General features: G+C 71.1%; 12 protein-coding genes. 5 read left to right on the forward strand and 7 right to left on the reverse strand.

The features are described from left to right. Window positions 1–102: 102 nt before the first annotated feature. Window positions 103–1098, forward strand: coding sequence for a hypothetical protein (locus IWH25_RS10390; protein ID WP_203385736.1), 996 nt, complete (start codon window positions 103–105; stop codon window positions 1096–1098). A gap of 55 nt (window positions 1099–1153) precedes the next feature. On the opposite strand, the gene IWH25_RS10395 is transcribed toward IWH25_RS10390, so the two are convergent. Both IWH25_RS10395 and IWH25_RS10400 read right to left on the reverse strand, forming a co-directional pair. Next, complete coding sequence (locus tag IWH25_RS10395) at window positions 1154–1852, reverse strand: hypothetical protein (protein WP_238998864.1); 699 nt, start codon at window positions 1850–1852, stop codon at window positions 1154–1156. Between the two features lie 158 nt (window positions 1853–2010). Further along, window positions 2011–2445: a CBS domain-containing protein gene (locus IWH25_RS10400; RefSeq protein ID WP_203385737.1), complete on the reverse strand. Its 435-nt coding sequence runs from the start codon at window positions 2443–2445 to the stop codon at window positions 2011–2013. Between the two features lie 221 nt (window positions 2446–2666). Here IWH25_RS10400 and IWH25_RS10405 point away from each other — a divergent pair, with 221 nt between their 5' ends. Next, window positions 2667–2870 carry a DUF1059 domain-containing protein gene (locus tag IWH25_RS10405; protein ID WP_203385738.1) on the forward strand — a complete coding sequence of 68 codons (204 nt, stop codon included), beginning with the start codon at window positions 2667–2669 and terminating at the stop codon, window positions 2868–2870. A 21-nt stretch (window positions 2871–2891) separates the two neighbouring features. Here the strand turns inward: IWH25_RS10405 and IWH25_RS10410 are convergent, their stop codons facing one another. The 4 genes from IWH25_RS10410 to IWH25_RS10425 are packed head-to-tail and all read right to left on the reverse strand — an operon-like array spanning window position 2892 to window position 7092. After that, window positions 2892–3779 (reverse strand): DMT family transporter, encoded by an 888-nt coding sequence (locus IWH25_RS10410; protein ID WP_203385739.1) that lies wholly within the window; start codon window positions 3777–3779, stop codon window positions 2892–2894. Beyond that, entirely contained in the window at window positions 3772–5286 is a 1515-nt protein-coding gene (locus tag IWH25_RS10415; protein ID WP_203385740.1) for an NAD(P)H-hydrate dehydratase, read from the reverse strand. Before IWH25_RS10415 ends, IWH25_RS10410 begins: the two co-directional genes overlap by 8 nt. Window positions 5287–5330: 44 nt before the next feature. After that, a complete protein-coding gene (locus IWH25_RS10420; protein ID WP_203385741.1) occupies window positions 5331–6227 on the reverse strand; it encodes a histone deacetylase family protein in 897 nt (298 codons plus the stop codon). A gap of 13 nt (window positions 6228–6240) precedes the next feature. After that, window positions 6241–7092 (reverse strand): tetratricopeptide repeat protein, encoded by an 852-nt coding sequence (locus tag IWH25_RS10425; RefSeq protein ID WP_203385742.1) that lies wholly within the window; start codon window positions 7090–7092, stop codon window positions 6241–6243. A gap of 124 nt (window positions 7093–7216) precedes the next feature. Here IWH25_RS10425 and IWH25_RS10430 point away from each other — a divergent pair, with 124 nt between their 5' ends. The 3 genes from IWH25_RS10430 to IWH25_RS10440 all read left to right on the forward strand — a co-directional run bounded on the left by IWH25_RS10430 (window position 7217) and on the right by IWH25_RS10440 (window position 13969). Then, window positions 7217–8737 (forward strand): sensor domain-containing diguanylate cyclase, encoded by a 1521-nt coding sequence (locus IWH25_RS10430; RefSeq protein WP_203385743.1) that lies wholly within the window; start codon window positions 7217–7219, stop codon window positions 8735–8737. Window positions 8738–8827: 90 nt separating this feature from the next. Then, the gene (gene purL, locus IWH25_RS10435; protein ID WP_203385744.1) at window positions 8828–12793 is read left to right on the forward strand and encodes a phosphoribosylformylglycinamidine synthase; all 3966 of its coding nucleotides are present in this window, start codon (window positions 8828–8830) and stop codon (window positions 12791–12793) included. 192 nt (window positions 12794–12985) lie between these two features. Then, window positions 12986–13969: an alpha/beta hydrolase family protein gene (locus IWH25_RS10440; RefSeq protein WP_203385745.1), complete on the forward strand. Its 984-nt coding sequence runs from the start codon at window positions 12986–12988 to the stop codon at window positions 13967–13969. A 342-nt stretch (window positions 13970–14311) separates the two neighbouring features. Here IWH25_RS10440 and IWH25_RS10445 read toward each other — a convergent pair whose 3' ends face one another. After that, a complete protein-coding gene (locus tag IWH25_RS10445; protein WP_203385746.1) occupies window positions 14312–15124 on the reverse strand; it encodes a TIGR02391 family protein in 813 nt (270 codons plus the stop codon). Window positions 15125–15264 lie beyond the last annotated feature (140 nt).

A 15264-nucleotide genomic window follows, 5' to 3' on the forward strand; every position in this document is an offset into this window, starting at 1 on the left:
CCTCTCGCTGAAATCCGTGCCGTTGCGGGGTGGCGGTGACGGTCGTCCGGGGTGGCCCGGCTCTTGCTGAATGTCTCCCGTCCCTCGCCCTCGGGAGCCGCCATGTCCCCCCTCGGAATCGCCAGCACCGCCTTCAGCCTCCTCTCCGCCCTCGGCGGCAGTTCCTCGTCGTCGAAAACGGGCGGCGTCGGGCAGGGGGAGTTTGCCTCGTCGCTCGCGCTGCGCCTGGCGTCGCAGCGCACGCAATCCTTCGATGCGCTGCTCGGCACGCTGAGCGGCAAGGGCGGCCTCGGCGGCGGCATCGACGCGCTGTTCGGCGGCGCCCCGGCGCTCTCCGGCGTCGATGGCATCCTGGCCGAGATCGGCCTCGGCGGCAGGCTCGACGGCCTGTCGCCGCTCGGCCGCAACCTGTCGCTGTTCGACCCCGAGTCGGGCTACCGGATGATGAGCGACATCAACAACCGCGACCTTACCTACAAGGCGCAGTTTTCCGAGCTGAGCGAGATGAAGGCGGCGGTCGGCGAGATGCGCCGCGCCGGCGAGGCGCTGGCGGCGAAAGTCGCCGACGGCACGACGGCGGCCGACGACGCGGCGATCGCCGCCGCGCTGCAGTCCTTCGTCGGCCAGTACAACGCCTGGGTCGGCCGCTTCGAGGAGACGGTGCAGGCCGGCGGCCTGCTGGCCGGCACGCAGGCGGCGGAAGTCTCGCTGCACGAGCTGCGGCAGAGCATCGGCAACATCTTCACCGGCGCCGCCGGCGGCGTGCGCGGCATGCCCGACCTCGGCCTGTCGGTGGACCCGGTCACGCACCGGGCGACGCTCGACAGCGGCCGCCTGCAGTCGGTGCTGGCCAGCAACCGCGACGGCGCGCTCGCCGCCGTCGGCGACTTCGGCCGCCACTTCGCGCGCTCGGCCGAGCTGCTGGTGTCCGACAACAATTTCATCCCCAACCGGCTGGCCAACCTCGACCGCGTGATCGACTACATCGGCGACCACCGCGGCGCGCTGCAGGCCGAGTTCGGCCTCGGCGACCCGGCGCGCGTGTCGACGCAGGTGGCGAAGGCGCTCGCCGCCTACGAGCGGATGCTCAAGGCCTGATCCGGTTCGGCGGGGGAACAGCTCGCCGGCGCCCATCGCGGCGCCGTCGTCGCGTTCAGTGCGCGGTCGCGCGCTGCGCCTGCTGCCAGGCGATCACCGCCTGCCCGGCGCCGCCCAGGATGCGCTTGCGCTCCTCGGCGGACAGCGCCTGCGCCAGCGCGGCGAACAGCTGCTGCGTCATCTCCTGCGCCAGCCCGTCCTGCGCCAGCCCGTGCGCCAGACAGCGGATCTGGATGTCGGCCAGCGTCGAGGCGACCACCACCCAGCCGTGCCGCGGCATCGCCTGCAGCGTGCCGAGCAGCAGCCCGCCGAGCTGGTTGGCGAGCGCGGTGGCGGCGTCGCGGTCCTCCTCGGCGATCAGCGTATGCCACAGCGCGACGAAGATGCTCTTCCGCAGCTCGGCCTTGAAGGCGAAGGCGCCGGATTCGTCGGCGTCGAGCCGCGCGAACGCCGCCTGTACCGCGGCTTCCGCCGCCGGATCGAGCGCGTCGCGCAGCACGCCGAGCAGCTCGGAGAGGCCGGTCATCGCACCGGCGCCGTAGGCGCGGCTCCACGCCTGCCCCCACTGGTCGAGGCCGGAGAACAGCAGCGCCTGGCGCAGCGCGCGCGCCTCGTCGCCGGCGGCCATGCGGCACCAGTCGAGCAGCGGCGGGGCGAGCCGGGCAATGCCGTCGCGCCGCGCCGCGTCGGCGGCGTCCAGCGTCAGGCGGAAGGCCTGCGCGAAGGCGTCCTGGACGGAACGCGCCGCGGTCAACTGGGCTTCGCGCGGTGCCAGGTCGAGCAGCGGGTCGTCGTGGGCGTCCGGCTGCGGGTCGTGTTGCGTGGCGATGATGGATTCCTCTCGAAAAAACGACGGGCCGCCCAGGGGGCGGCCCGCTGCCCGCGGGAACGGCGTCGCCGTCCCCGGGGCGTTCAGATCATGATCTGGGTCAGCCGGTCGCGGCGTTCCAGCTCGTGCTCGAACTCGACCAGCTCCTGGCCGAGCGCGTCGCGCGCCGACACCATGCCCAGCGGCTTGCCGTTCTCGACCACCGGCACGTGCCGGTAGCAGCCCTCGTCCATCATCACCAGCGCGTGCGCCAGCGTCTTGTCGGGGTCGATCGTCCGCGGGTCGGGCGTCATCACCTGCGCCAGCGTCGTCGTGTCCGGGTCGAGGCGGCGGGCGACCACGCGGTTGAGCAGGTCGCGCTCGGTGAAGATGCCGGCCAGCCGTTCGCCGTCGACGATCAGGATCGCGCCGACCTTGCTCTCGGCCATGCGCAGCGCGGCATCGCGGACGGTCGTCGATGGCGGCGCGCTGAGTATCTGCTGGTGGGCGATGACGTCGCGGAGGGTGCGTTTCGGCATGGTCGGCTCCTCAGGCTGGGGGGATTGCCGCATTCTGGGCGAAGAGCGGCCGCCGCGGCAAGTCTACCCGGCGGCCGCAATCGGAGCGGGTCGCGGCGATGGCCGAGATTTCCCGGCGAAGCCAGCGGCCGCGGGCTATACCTGAAGTCCGGTACGGCGCCGGTTCGCTGACCGCGGGCGGCGCCGTGCCGGTTTGTCCGCATTTCGGAAGGAGGCAGGTCATGGGCCGCAAATATATCGATTGCCGGGAATTCCCGAGCGAAGCCAAGTGCACGGTGGCGATCAGCGCCGACAGCGAGCAGGAACTGGAGGAGGCCGCGGTGCAGCACGCGGTCGCCGTGCACCAGCACCAGGATTCGGCCGAGCTGCGCCGGCAGCTGCGGACGATGTTCAAGGACGGCACGCCGCCGGCAGCGCTCGGCTGACGGCGCCGGCGTTGCGGGCGCTCAGTCCGCGCCACGGCGGCCGCCGGCGCCCCGCTCGGCGAGCGCCAGCCACAGCCCGGAGGCGCCGATCACCGCCATGCCGAGCACCGCCCACAGGTCGGGCAGGTGGGCGAAGACCAGCCAGCCGAGCAGCGTCGCCCAGACCAGCTGCACGTAGAGCAGCGGCGCCAGCGTCGACGCCGGTGCCTCGCGGAAGGCGCGGATCATCAGGAAGTGGCCGACGCCGCCGTAGAGGCCGAGCGAGCAGAGCAGCGCCGCCTCGGACAGCGTCGGCCAGCGCCCGTCCCAGTGCGTGAACGGCGCGAAGGCCATGCAGATCGTACCGACCAGCGCGGTGTAGAAGAGCAGGCGCAGTTGCGTCTCGCTGCCGACCAGCTTGCGCGTCAGGATCTGGTAGAGCGCGTAGCACAGCGCCGCGGCGCCGGCGTAGACGACGCCGATGCCGGCCAGCGCGCCGCCGGGGCGGGCGATCAGCAGCGCGCCGGCGAAGCCGACCGCGGTGGCGATCCAGGCGCGGCCGGAGACCTTCTCGCCGAGCAGCGGGCCGGCGAGCAGCGCAACCAGCAGCGGCGTCGTGAACACCAGCGCCGAGGTCTCGGCGAGCGGCAGCGTCTGCAGCGCCAGCTGCATGAACAGCGTGACGCCGACCAGCATCAGCGCGCGCAGGATCATCAGCCACGGGTGGCGCGTCGTCACCAGCGCCCCCTTCTCGCCGGGGGCGACGGTGGCGAGCATGAACAGGAAATGCACCAGGTAGCGCACCCAGACCATGAACGGCACGGCGAAGAACGCCGTCAGGTGCTTCGCGGTGGCGTCGAGCAGCGCGAAGAGGAGCAGCGCCGTAAGGAAGAGCAGGACCCCGCGCAGCTGCTGCGCGGGATCACGCATCGCCGGCGATCCAGCCGTTGAACAGCCGGCGCGCGACGGGGATCGTCTCGCTCGCGGCGAGGCCGACCTCGCCGCGCTCGCGCGCCAGCTCGTCGGCCGCCATGCCGTGCAGGTGCACGCCGGCGGCGAGCGCCGCCGCTGCCGGCCAGCCTTGCGCCAGCAGCGCGACGCTGAGCCCGGTGAGCACGTCGCCCATGCCGGCGCTGCCCATGCCCGGGTTGCCGGTGGTGTTGATCCGCCAGCGGCCGTCGGGCGAGGCGAGCACGGTGCCGCAGCCCTTCAGCGCGACCTCGGCATTGAACTGGGCGGCCAGTTCGCAGGCGGCGGCGATGCGGTCGGCCTGCACCGTCGCCACTTCGCTGTCGAGCAGGCGCGCGGCTTCCGCCGGATGCGGCGTGAGCAGCGTCGGCGCGCTGCGCGAGGCGACGGCGACTTCCAGGTTGCCCTCGCGCGCGAGCAGGTTCAGCGCGTCGGCGTCGAGCACCAGCGGCAGGTCGCGCGCGCAGGCGGCCTCGAGCAGCGCCACCGCCGCCGGGCCAGCGCCGAGGCCGGGGCCGCAGGCGAGCGCAGTGAGGTCCGTGTCCAGCAGCGCCGCCGCGCTGCGCAGCATCAGTTCCGGCTGCGCCGGATCGAAGCCGGGCGCCGCCGCATCGACGAGGCCCAGATAGACGCGGCCGGCGCCGAGCTGCAGCGCCGCGCGGCCGGCGAGGAAGGCGGCGCCGAGCATCGACGGCGCGCCGCCGAGGATGCCGGCGCTGCCGTACGTGCCCTTGTGGCTGTTGCGGCGGCGCGGCTTCAGGTGGTCGGCGAAGGCGGCGACGGCGACCGTCTCGCCGCCGGCCGGCGCCAGCGCCGGCGCATCCAGCGCGAGCGGCGCCAGCCGCAGGTAGCCGCAGCAGTCGGGGCCGTCGGCGGTGAAGAGGCCCGGCTTCAGCGCGATGAAGGTGAGCGTGTGGCTGGCGCGGACGACGCATCCGCTGTCTCCGCCGCGCACGGCACCGGTGTCGGCGTCGAGCCCGCTCGGGCAGTCGAGCGCCAAGAGCGGGCAGCGGCAGCGCGCGGCGAGCGCGTTGGCGGCCTCCGCCAGTTCGGCGTAGCGGCCGGCGAGCGGGCGCTGCAGGCCGATGCCGAAGAGCGCGTCGACGACCAGCCGCCAGCGCACGCCGTCGGGGATCGCCGCGAGTTCGGCGACTTCGCCGCCGCCGGCGGCGAGGAAGCGGCGGCGTGCGGCGGCGGCATCCGCCGGCAGCTTCGCCGCGTCGCCGGCGAAGACGAGGCGGACGTCGTGGCCCTGGTCGAGCAGGTGCATCGCCATCTCGAAGCCGTCGCCGCCGTTGTTGCCGGGGCCGGCGAGCACGAGGATCGGCGCCTGCCGGTCGGCGACCAGCTCGCCGGCGAAATCGGCGGCGGCGCGGCCGGCGCGCTGCATCAGCGGCTGCTCGGCGGCCGCGGTCTCGATCGCGCGCAGGCCGGCGGCCTGGTAGAGGGCTTGGGGATGGGCGGGCATGAGGGCGATTCTAGTGGGCGGCCGCGCAATTGGCGAGGCGGGCGTCAGCCGAAGATCCGCCGCGCGGTGCGGATCGTCGTCGCGTGGATGCTCACGGTGTCGGCGATCGGCTCGGCGTAGCCGCCGGCCATCGCCAGCGCCACCGGGGTGCCGCGGTCGCGGCAGGCGGCGAGCACGCGTTCGTCGCGTTCGGCGAGCCCGGCGAAGGACAGCGCCAGCCGGCCGAGGCGGTCGCCGGCGTAGGGGTCGGCGCCGGCGAGGTAGATCACCAATTCCGGCCGGCTGCGCGCGAAGGTCGCGGCGAGGCCGGCGTCGAGCGCGGCGAGGTAGTCGGCGTCGGCGGTGCCGTCGGCGAGCTCGATGTCGAGGTCGCTCTGCTCCTTGTCGAACGGGAAGTTGCGTGCGCCGTGGATCGAGAAGGTGAACACGCTGTCGTCGCCGGCGAGGATCGCCGCGGTGCCGTTGCCCTGGTGCACGTCGCAGTCGATCACCGCGACGCGGCGCACGCGCCCTTCGGCCTGCATCGCGCGGGCGGCGACGGCGGCGTCGTTGAAGACGCAGAAGCCCTCGCCGCGGTCGGCCTGCGCGTGGTGCGTGCCGCCGGCGAGGTTGGCGGCGCAGCCGTCGTCTAGCGCGGCGCGGCAGGCGGCCAGCGTCGCCCCGGCCGAGCGCCGCGAGCGCTCGACCATCTGCGGGCTCCACGGGAAACCGATGCGTTTCATCTCGGCCGCGCTCAGTTCGCCGGCGGCGACGCGGCGCACGTAGTCCGGGTCGTGCGCGCGGCACAGCTCGGCGTCGCTCGCCGCCTCCGGCGTGTGGAAGGCGCTTGCGTCGAACCCGTCGGCGAGCAGGCGCTCGCGCAGCAGCGAGTATTTCGCCATCGGGAAGCGGTGCCCCGCCGGCAGCGGCAGCACGAAGGCGCCGGTGTAGAACAGCCGCATCGGCGGCGAGCGCTCAGTTCAGCGCCGTCGACAGCGCGCGCCGGTATTCGCGGACGAGGTCGTCGTGCTGCTCGCTGCCGCCGAGCAGCGCGAACAGCTCGAGCATCGCCTTGCGGCCGGCGCCCTCGTCGTAGAAGCGGTCGCGGCGGACCACTTCCAGCGCGTCCTCCAGCGCCTCGCGGTACTTGCCGGCGCCGGCCAGCGCGCGCGAGCGCTCCAGCCGCGCCGCGTGGTCGTCGGCGTTGGCGGCCAGCCGCGCGTCGAGGGCGGCGGTGTCGATCTTCACCGCGGCGAGTTCGAGGCGCTTCTTCAGCGCCTCGGCGCGCTCGACCTCGTGCACGAAGTCGCTGGCGAGCAGCGCACGCGCCTCGTCGCCGCGGCCGAGCTCGATCAGCAGCTCGGCGCCGTCGAGACGCACCGCCTCGTTCGCCGGGTCGAGCCGGCTGGCCTCGACCAGGCAGGCCAGCGCCTCCTCGCGGCGGCCTTCGGCGACCAGCGCCGCGGCCTCCGCGCGCAGCGGCTCGGCCGGGGAGGGCGTCAGCCGGTCGAGGAAGGCGCGCAGTTCGCCCTCGGGCAGCGCGCCGGTGAATTCGTCGACCAGACGGCCGTCGAACACCACCTTCACCGTCGGGATGCTGCGCACGCCGAACTGCTGCGCGATTTCCGGGTAGTCGTCGGCATTGACCTTGGCCAGCCGGAAGCGGCCGCCGTATTCCTCGGCCAGCTTCTCCAGCAGCGGCGTCAGCGTCTGGCAGGGCTGGCACCACGGCGCCCAGAAATCGACCACCACCGGCACTTCGCGGGAGGCCTGCAGCACCGCCGCCTCGAAATTGTCGAGGCCGACATCGTAGGAAAACTCGCTCATCTCTTCGTCGCCTGTTCGCGTGAAAGCGCGGATTATCGCGCAGAAGTCGCGCGCCCGCCTGCGCTCGCGTTTCACCATCCGGTGCGCCATGCCGGTGCCATGGTTTCGCGCTAGAATGGGCCGCATGTCAGCACAGCAGCCCTACGGCGACAACGCCGCCCCCGCCGATCCGCGGGCGGTGCGCTTCGTCGTGCTGATGACCGTCGTCTTCCTCGCCTTCCTGTGGTCCTTCGTTTCCTACTGGGCGATCAGTTCGCGCCAGGAGACGGTCGCCCATACCGAGCAGGTGCTGCGCCGGCTGGATTCCGCAGTCGAGGAGCAGACCCGCCGGCTGTTCAAGATGGTCGAGATATTCCTCGGCGTCGCCGGGCAGTGGATCGCCGACAACCCGCAGGCCGACCCGCGGCGCGATCCGCGTTTCCTGCGCCTGATCGAGAACTTCCGCGAACGCACCGGCAACGCGATCGAGATCCAGCTGGCGGCGGAGGACGGCACTCTCACCGCACTCGGTTCGTCGGTGCCGCCGGTGGTCGAGGCGCTGGCCGACAAGGACTTCTTCCGCGCCGCGATCGGCGGCGACGAGCGGCATTTCCACATCGGCGCGCCGCAGGCCACCGGGCCGAACGGCCTGTGGCAGATTCCGGTCGCGCATCGGCTGCAGCCGCGCAGCAGGGATAGCGCCGCGCTGGTCGCCGCGATCCGCCTGAGTGCGCTGCTCGCGCTCTACGAGGAGGCGCGGATGCGGCCGAACGGCGCGATCGTGCTGCTGCGCCGCGACGGCATCCTGCTCGCGCGCGCGCCGCACGACGAGCGGCTGATCGGCAAGTCGGTCGCCGGCGGCCCGCTCTACCGCGAGTTCCTGCCGCGCGGCGAGCGCGGTTTCGCCCGCATCGGCCGCACCGCGATCGACGGCATGGACAGGTTCGTCAGCTACTCGGTCCTCGGCGACCTGCCGCTGGTGATGGCGGTGTCGGCGGCGACCGACGACGTCATGGAATCCTGGCGGCGGCAGATGCTGATCATCGTGCTGCTGGCGTCCGGCGTCAGCGTCGCCTCGCTGCTCGCCGCCCGCCGCCTGGCGCGCGTGCTCAACGAGCTGTCGGCGCGCAACGCCGAGCTGCAGCACCTGGCGACCACCGACCTGATGACCGGCGTGCACAACCGCCACCATTTCCTGTCGCTGCTCTACCACGAGTTCGCGCGCGGCCGCCGGCACTGGGTGCCGCTGTCGCTGATGGTGCTCGACCTCGACTTCTTCAAGCAGATCAACGACGGCTACGGCCACGCCGCCGGCGACGAGGCGCTGCGCGCCTTCGCCAGGGCGGCGAAGGGCTGCCTGCGCGAGATGGACGCGGTCGGCCGCCTCGGCGGCGAGGAATTCGCGATCCTGCTGCCGAACACCCAGGTGGCGCACGCCGAGGCCGTCGCCGAGCGCATCCGCGCCGCGGTCGCGCGCATCGCGATCGAGACCGAGCAGGGCACGGTGCGCTTCACCACCAGCATCGGCGTCACCCAGACCATCGCCGAGGACGAATCGGTCGACGCCGTGCTCGCGCGCGCCGACGCGGCGCTGTACAACGCCAAGGCCGCGGGGCGCAACCGCGTGATGGCGCGCCTCGCCGGCGAACTCCACTCCCGTTTCTGAGCCCCGGCCGGGAAAGCGGGAAAACCCGCTCTCGGCTATAATTCCGCCTCTTCCCGTATCCCTTTGCCGGCCCCCGACGCCGTTTCCGCCATGGCCCAGATCTTCTTCCTCCGCGGTGCCCCCGCCTTTTCCGCTTTCCGCCTGCAGCGCCTCCAGCAAACGCTGGTCGCGGCGGTGCCCGGCGTCACCGGCGTCAGCGCGGACTACTGGCATTTCGTCGCCGTCCGCGACCAGCTCGCCGACGACGCCCGCGAGGGGCTCGCCGCGCTGCTCGAGGCGCGACCCGACGAGGGCGACGCCGCCGGCACGCTGTTCCTGGTCACGCCGCGCGTCGGCACCATCTCGCCGTGGTCGTCGAAGGCCACCGACATCGCGTGGAACTGCGGCTTCGACGGCGTCGAGCGGATCGAGCGCGGCATCGCCTTCCACGTCGCCGGCAAGGCCTTCAGCGACGACGAGCAGCGCCGCCTCGCCGGCCTGCTGCACGACCGCATGACCGAGTCGGTGATGGCCGACTTCGAGGAGACCGGCGCGCTCTTCCGCCACTTCGAGCCGAAGCCGCTGTCCTCGGTCGACGCGCTCGCCGGCGGCCGCGCCGCGCTGGTCGAGGCCAACGGCCGGCTCGGCCTGGCGCTCTCGGAGGACGAGATCGACTACCTGCTCGACATCTTCACCAAGGCCAGCCGCAACCCGACCGACGTCGAGCTGATGATGTTCGCGCAGGCCAACTCCGAGCACTGCCGGCACAAGATCTTCAACGCCTCGTGGGTGATCGACGGCGAGCAGAAGGCGGAGACGCTGTTCGGCATGATCCGCGAGACGCACCAGGCGCATCCGGACGGCACCGTCGTCGCCTATTCCGACAACGCCTCGGTGATCGAGGGGGCGACGATCCCGCGCTTCTACCCGGACGCGCACGGCCGCTACGGCTACCGCGAGGAGCTGACGCACATCCTGATGAAGGTCGAGACGCACAACCACCCGACCGCGATCTCGCCCTTCCCCGGCGCCTCGACCGGCTCCGGCGGCGAGATCCGCGACGAGGGCGCCACCGGCCGCGGCTCGAAGCCGAAGGCCGGCCTGTGCGGCTTCACCGTCTCCAACCTGAACCTCCCCGAGGCGCCGCAGCCGTGGGAAAAGAGCATCGGCAAGCCGAGCCGCATCGCCAGCGCGCTCGACATCATGATCGAAGGCCCGATCGGCGCCGCCGCGTTCAACAACGAATTCGGCCGGCCGAACCTGACCGGCTACTTCCGCACCTACGAGCAGCAGGTCGGCGATGAAGTGAAGGGTTACCACAAGCCGATCATGATCGCCGGCGGCCTCGGCAGCATCCAGGCCGGGCAGGCGTTCAAGGCGCCGAGCTTCCCGGCCGGCACGCTGCTGATCCAGTTGGGCGGCCCGGGCATGCTGATCGGTCTGGGCGGCGGCGCCGCCTCGTCGATGACCACCGGCACCAACACCGAGGACCTCGACTTCGCCTCGGTGCAGCGCGGCAACCCGGAAATCCAGCGCCGCGCACAGGAAGTGATCGACCGCTGCTGGCAGCTCGGCGTGCCGAAGAACGACGCGGCGCAGCCCGGCGACGGCAACCCGATCCTGTCGATCCACGACGTCGGCGCCGGCGGCATCTCCAACGCGCTGCCGGAGCTGGCGCACGGCGCCGGCGTCGGCGCCCGCTTCGAGCTGCGCGAGGTGAAGATCGAGGAGCCGGGCATGTCGCCGGCCGAGATCTGGTGCAACGAGGCGCAGGAGCGCTACGTGCTGGCCATCCCGCCGTCGCGGCTGGAAGAGTTCGCGCTGCTCTGCGAGCGCGAGCGCTGCCCGTTCGCGGTCGTCGGCCAGACCACCGCCGAACACCGGCTGGTCGTCGCCGACCGCCACTTCGGCAACAAGCCGGTCGACATGGACATGGATGCGCTGCTCGGCAAGCCGCCGCGGATGACGCGCGAGGTCGTGCACCTGCCGCCGGTGACGGTGCCGCTCGACGTCGGCGCGCTCGAACTGAAGGACGCCGCCTACCGCGTGCTGCGCCTACCGGCGGTGGCCGACAAGACCTTCCTCATTTCCATTGGCGACCGTACCGTCGGCGGCCTGACCGCGCGCGACCAGATGGTCGGCCCGTGGCAGGTGCCGGTGGCCGACGTCGCGGTGACGCTGATGGGCTACCAGGGCTACGTCGGCGAGGCCTTCGCCATGGGCGAGCGCACGCCGCTGGCCGTGCTCGACGCGCCGGCCTCGGGCCGCATGGCGGTCGGCGAGTCGATCACCAACATCGCCGCGGCGAACATCGCGAAGCTCGGCGACGTCAAGCTCTCCGCCAACTGGATGGCCGCCGCCGGCACGCCGGGCGAGGACGCCTGCCTGTTCGACACTGTGCGCGCGGTCTCCGACCTGTGCCAGACGCTCGGCGTGTCGATCCCGGTCGGCAAGGATTCGCTGTCGATGCGCACCGCGTGGGAAGACGACGGCGCGAAGAAGCAGGTGGTGTCGCCGCTCTCCCTGATCGTCACCGCGTTCGCCCGCGTCGCCGACGCGCGCCGCACGCTGACGCCGCTGCTCGCGCTCGACCAGGGCGAGACCGACCTGCTGCTGATCGACCTCGGCGCCGGCAGGAACCGCCTCGGCGGCTCGGCGCTGGCGCAGGTCTATAACGCCACCGGCTCGGATGCGCCGGACGTCGACGAGCCGCAGCGGCTGGCCGCCTTCTTCGGCGCGATCCAGCAGCTCGCCGCCGAGAACCTGCTGCTCGCCTACCACGACCGCGGCGACGGCGGCCTCTTCGCGACCGTCGCCGAGATGGCCTTCGCCTCGCGCTGCGGCGTCTCGCTCGACCTCGACGGGCTCTGCTACGACCCGCTGCTGCACGACGTCGACGGCAACGAGAAGAAGCCCGAGCTGCTCGGCGGGCGCTCGTTCGAGCTGCTGGTGCGTGCGCTGTTCAACGAGGAACTCGGCGCCGTCGTCCAGATCCGCCGCCGCGACCGCGAGGCGGTGATGGGCGTGCTGCGCGCCGCCGGCCTCGGCGCCTGCGCCACCTTCGTCGGCTACCCGAACCCGTGGGACGAAGTGCGCGTGATCCGCAACGCCAAGGCGGTGCTGCGCGAGAAGCGCGTCGAGCTGCAGCGCGCGTGGTCGGAGACCAGCTACCGCATGCAGTCCCTGCGCGACAACCCGGAATGCGCGCAGCAGGAATACGACCGCATCCTCGACGCCAACGACAAGGGCCTCTCGGCCAGCCTCGCCTACGACCCGGCCGACGACATCGCGGCGCCGTTCATCAACAGCGGCGCCCGGCCGCAGGTCGCCATCCTGCGCGAGCAGGGCGTCAACGGCCAGGTCGAGATGGCCGCCGCCTTCGACCGCGCCGGCTTCGCCGTGGTCGACGTGCACATGAGCGACATCCTCGCCGGTCGCGTCTTCCTGAAGGACTTCAAGGGGGCGGTGGCCTGCGGCGGCTTCTCCTACGGCGACGTGCTCGGCGCCGGCCAGGGCTGGGCGCGCACGATCCTCTTCAACGGCCGCGCCCGCGACGAGTTCTCGGCCTTCTTCGGCCGCCCCGACACCTTCGCGCTGGGCGTCTGCAACGGTTGCCAGATGATGAGCGCGCTGAAAACGCTGGTGCCGGGCGCCGAACACTGGCCGCGCTTCGTCAGGAACCGCGTCGAGCAGTTCGAGGCGCGCTTCACGATGGTCGAGGTGCCCGAATCGCCGTCGATCTTCTTCGCCGGCATGGGCGGCAGCCGCATGCCGGTGGTCGTCTCGCACGGCGAGGGCCGCGCCGACTTCTCGCAGACCGGCGACCTCGGCAAGGTGCTTACCGCGATGCGCTACCTCGACAACGCCGGCAACCCGACCGAGGTCTACCCGTACAACCCGAACGGCTCGCCGAACGGCGTCACCGGCGTGACCACGGCCGACGGCCGCTTCACGATCATGATGCCGCACCCCGAGCGCACCTTCCGCACGGTGCAGATGTCCTGGCACCCGGCGGGCTGGGGCGAGGATTCGCCGTGGCTGCGCATGTTCCGCAACGCGCGCAAGTGGGTCGGCTGAGGCGCCGCACCCGCACCGCGAAAGGGGCTGCCGACGGCAGCCCTTTTCATTTGCTGGTGCCGCCTCGCACGCGCCGCCGTGGCCGGCGCATGCATTCGCGTTCCGCATGCATGCGATGCAGAACTATCGTTTGAGCGCGGCCCGCGCGCTGACTACCATTCGTCCATCGACGCCTTCGCCCAGGAACGCAACATGGACCCGCGCACCGCAACTCCCGTCCCGATCAGCTTCGTCGCCGCCGACGGCTACCCGCTCCAGGGCTTCTGCTGGCGGCACGCGGCGGCCGACGTCGCGCGCCCGGTGGTCGTCATCAACGCCGCGACCTCGGTGCGCTGCCGCTACTACGCGCGCTTCGCCGCCTTCCTGCACGAGCACGGCTTCGACGTCGTCACCTACGACTACCGTGGCATCGGCGAATCGCGGCCGGCCAGCCTGAAGGGCTTCGCCGCTGGCTGGATCGACTGGGGCCGGCTCGATTTCGAGGCGGCGCTGCAGTACGCGCTGGCGAACTTCCCCGGCCAGCCGCTCCAGGTCGCGGCGCACAGCGTCGGCGGCTTCCTGGTCGGGCTGGCGCCGTCCAGCCACCGCATCGCGCGGGTGTTCACGATGGGCGCGCAATATGCGTACTGGCGCGACTACGCGCGCCACAAGCGGATCGGCATGTTCCTCAGGTGGCACGTCTTCATGCCGGCGCTGACCGCGCTGCTCGGCTACTTCCCCGGCGCCCGGCTGGGCTGGCTGGAAGACACGCCGCGCGGCGTCGTCCGCGACTGGACCGCCCGCCATCCCCGTTTCGAGGAGAACTGGCGCGGCGGCGACGTCCGCCTCGGCGAGGCCGAGCGCCGCGAGCTGGTCGAACGCTTCGCCGCGCTGCGCGCCGACACCCTCGCCGTCAGCCTCAGCGACGACGAGTTCGGCACCGTCGCCGCGATCCAGCGCCTGCTCGCCTACTTCCGCAACAGCCCGCGCACCCACCTGCACCTGACCCCGGAGGCCGTCGGCGAGGCGCAGGTCGGGCACTTCGCGTTCTTCCACAGCCGCTTCGAGCCCAGCCTGTGGCGGATTCCGCTGGAGTGGCTGCAGCACGGGCGGCTGCCGGCGGCGCCGGTGGGGGAGGTAGTCACGTTGGAAGCGGCGGCGGTGGAGGGGGCGACGCCGGTACTGGCGGGGGTGTGACGTCGCCGCTGGAGGGGCAGGGCTACCTCCTTGGTCTTGCGATTGGCCAGGTTGGAAGTTCCCTGATTTGAAAGGCAGGGCGACAGCTTCTCGGCCAATGCTGACCTTGGCCCTCCGGCCGGACTCGGGCCGCAATGCGCCGGTCACCTGTCGTTCAGCTGAGATTTGCTTCGAATGGCTGCTTACCGATCCGTCGAATGCGAACTACCGACCCAAAGGTGACCTTCGGCGTTCGAGGAAGCAGACCTTCAGTTGACCGGTGCCCGGCGATAAGTGAAGCGGCGTAGCCGCGAAACGGACCCACGGGCGTCCGTGCTGGACGACCTTTCCGGTCTCCTCTGGTTAGGGGCGCTTTGCGCGATCAAGAGCTTTTGCAAGGAAATTCACGAACCCAATGATCTCAAGTGCGACTACTGGGTCATCACTCAGAATTCCGTGTGCACGCGGATTTCTGAAGGCCAGCATCGCACCAGAGTATAAAAACATCATGCCTTGCTGTTCGCTCTTCTCGCTTTCGTTCAGTTGGTCGTTGAACTTCAGTAGGGGCGCCTTGGGGCTAAACACAAGCTGCATCAGCTCCGTCCCCGAGGGGTCCGATCGTTTGCTCTTCATCTTCACTAGCAGGTCGAGCACTTTGCAGGCATCCTCGATGGCATTTGCATAGTGACCACCTCTGAACAGTTCGACGCTTGCATCCGCGATCTGTGGATGCAGTTCGAGACTCTCAAGTGCTCGGGTGGGGTTTGCCAACGGATCGGCGGATTCGCCAAGCTTCTCCTGGAACAGCTCGATGATCGTGCGCAGATTCCTGACGCCCCTTGCAACTCCCTTCTTGTACGGTTCAACCTCTTCCGCGGGGCTGCGACGAGTCGCGCCGAACCCCGCCATCATGACGACAGCAGAGCTTTCATAGAAGCTCGTTAGCTGGAAGCGGTGATATTCGATGGTGTTGTTCCCAAAGGTCTCGATTAGGGTGTCGTCGTACTTCTGCTGGAGCGCTTTCGCACTAGCGCTCACCTCGTCCTTCGTGCCGCTCACCGTGAAGGCCTCGAGTTCATTCAATCGCTTCTCCAAGCGGGGAAGCGCCTGACTCATCTGCGCTGGTGTCAAGTTTGCGGGACAAGGTGATGCTGCTACAGGTCTCTTGCCGGCCATGTGATTTAATCCTCCCGTAACTCGACTTGGTATGGCGCGTAACCGCTCCAGCATACTCTTTGGCGGTTGGCATGTCTGCTTTCGACACTCTTGCTCAACGTGTCAGTTACGGCCGGCGCTGCCACTCTGAAGCGGACCTG

It is taken from the genome of Azospira restricta (genome assembly GCF_016858125.1).
Taxonomy (GTDB): Bacteria; Pseudomonadota; Gammaproteobacteria; order Burkholderiales; family Rhodocyclaceae; genus Proximibacter; species Proximibacter restrictus.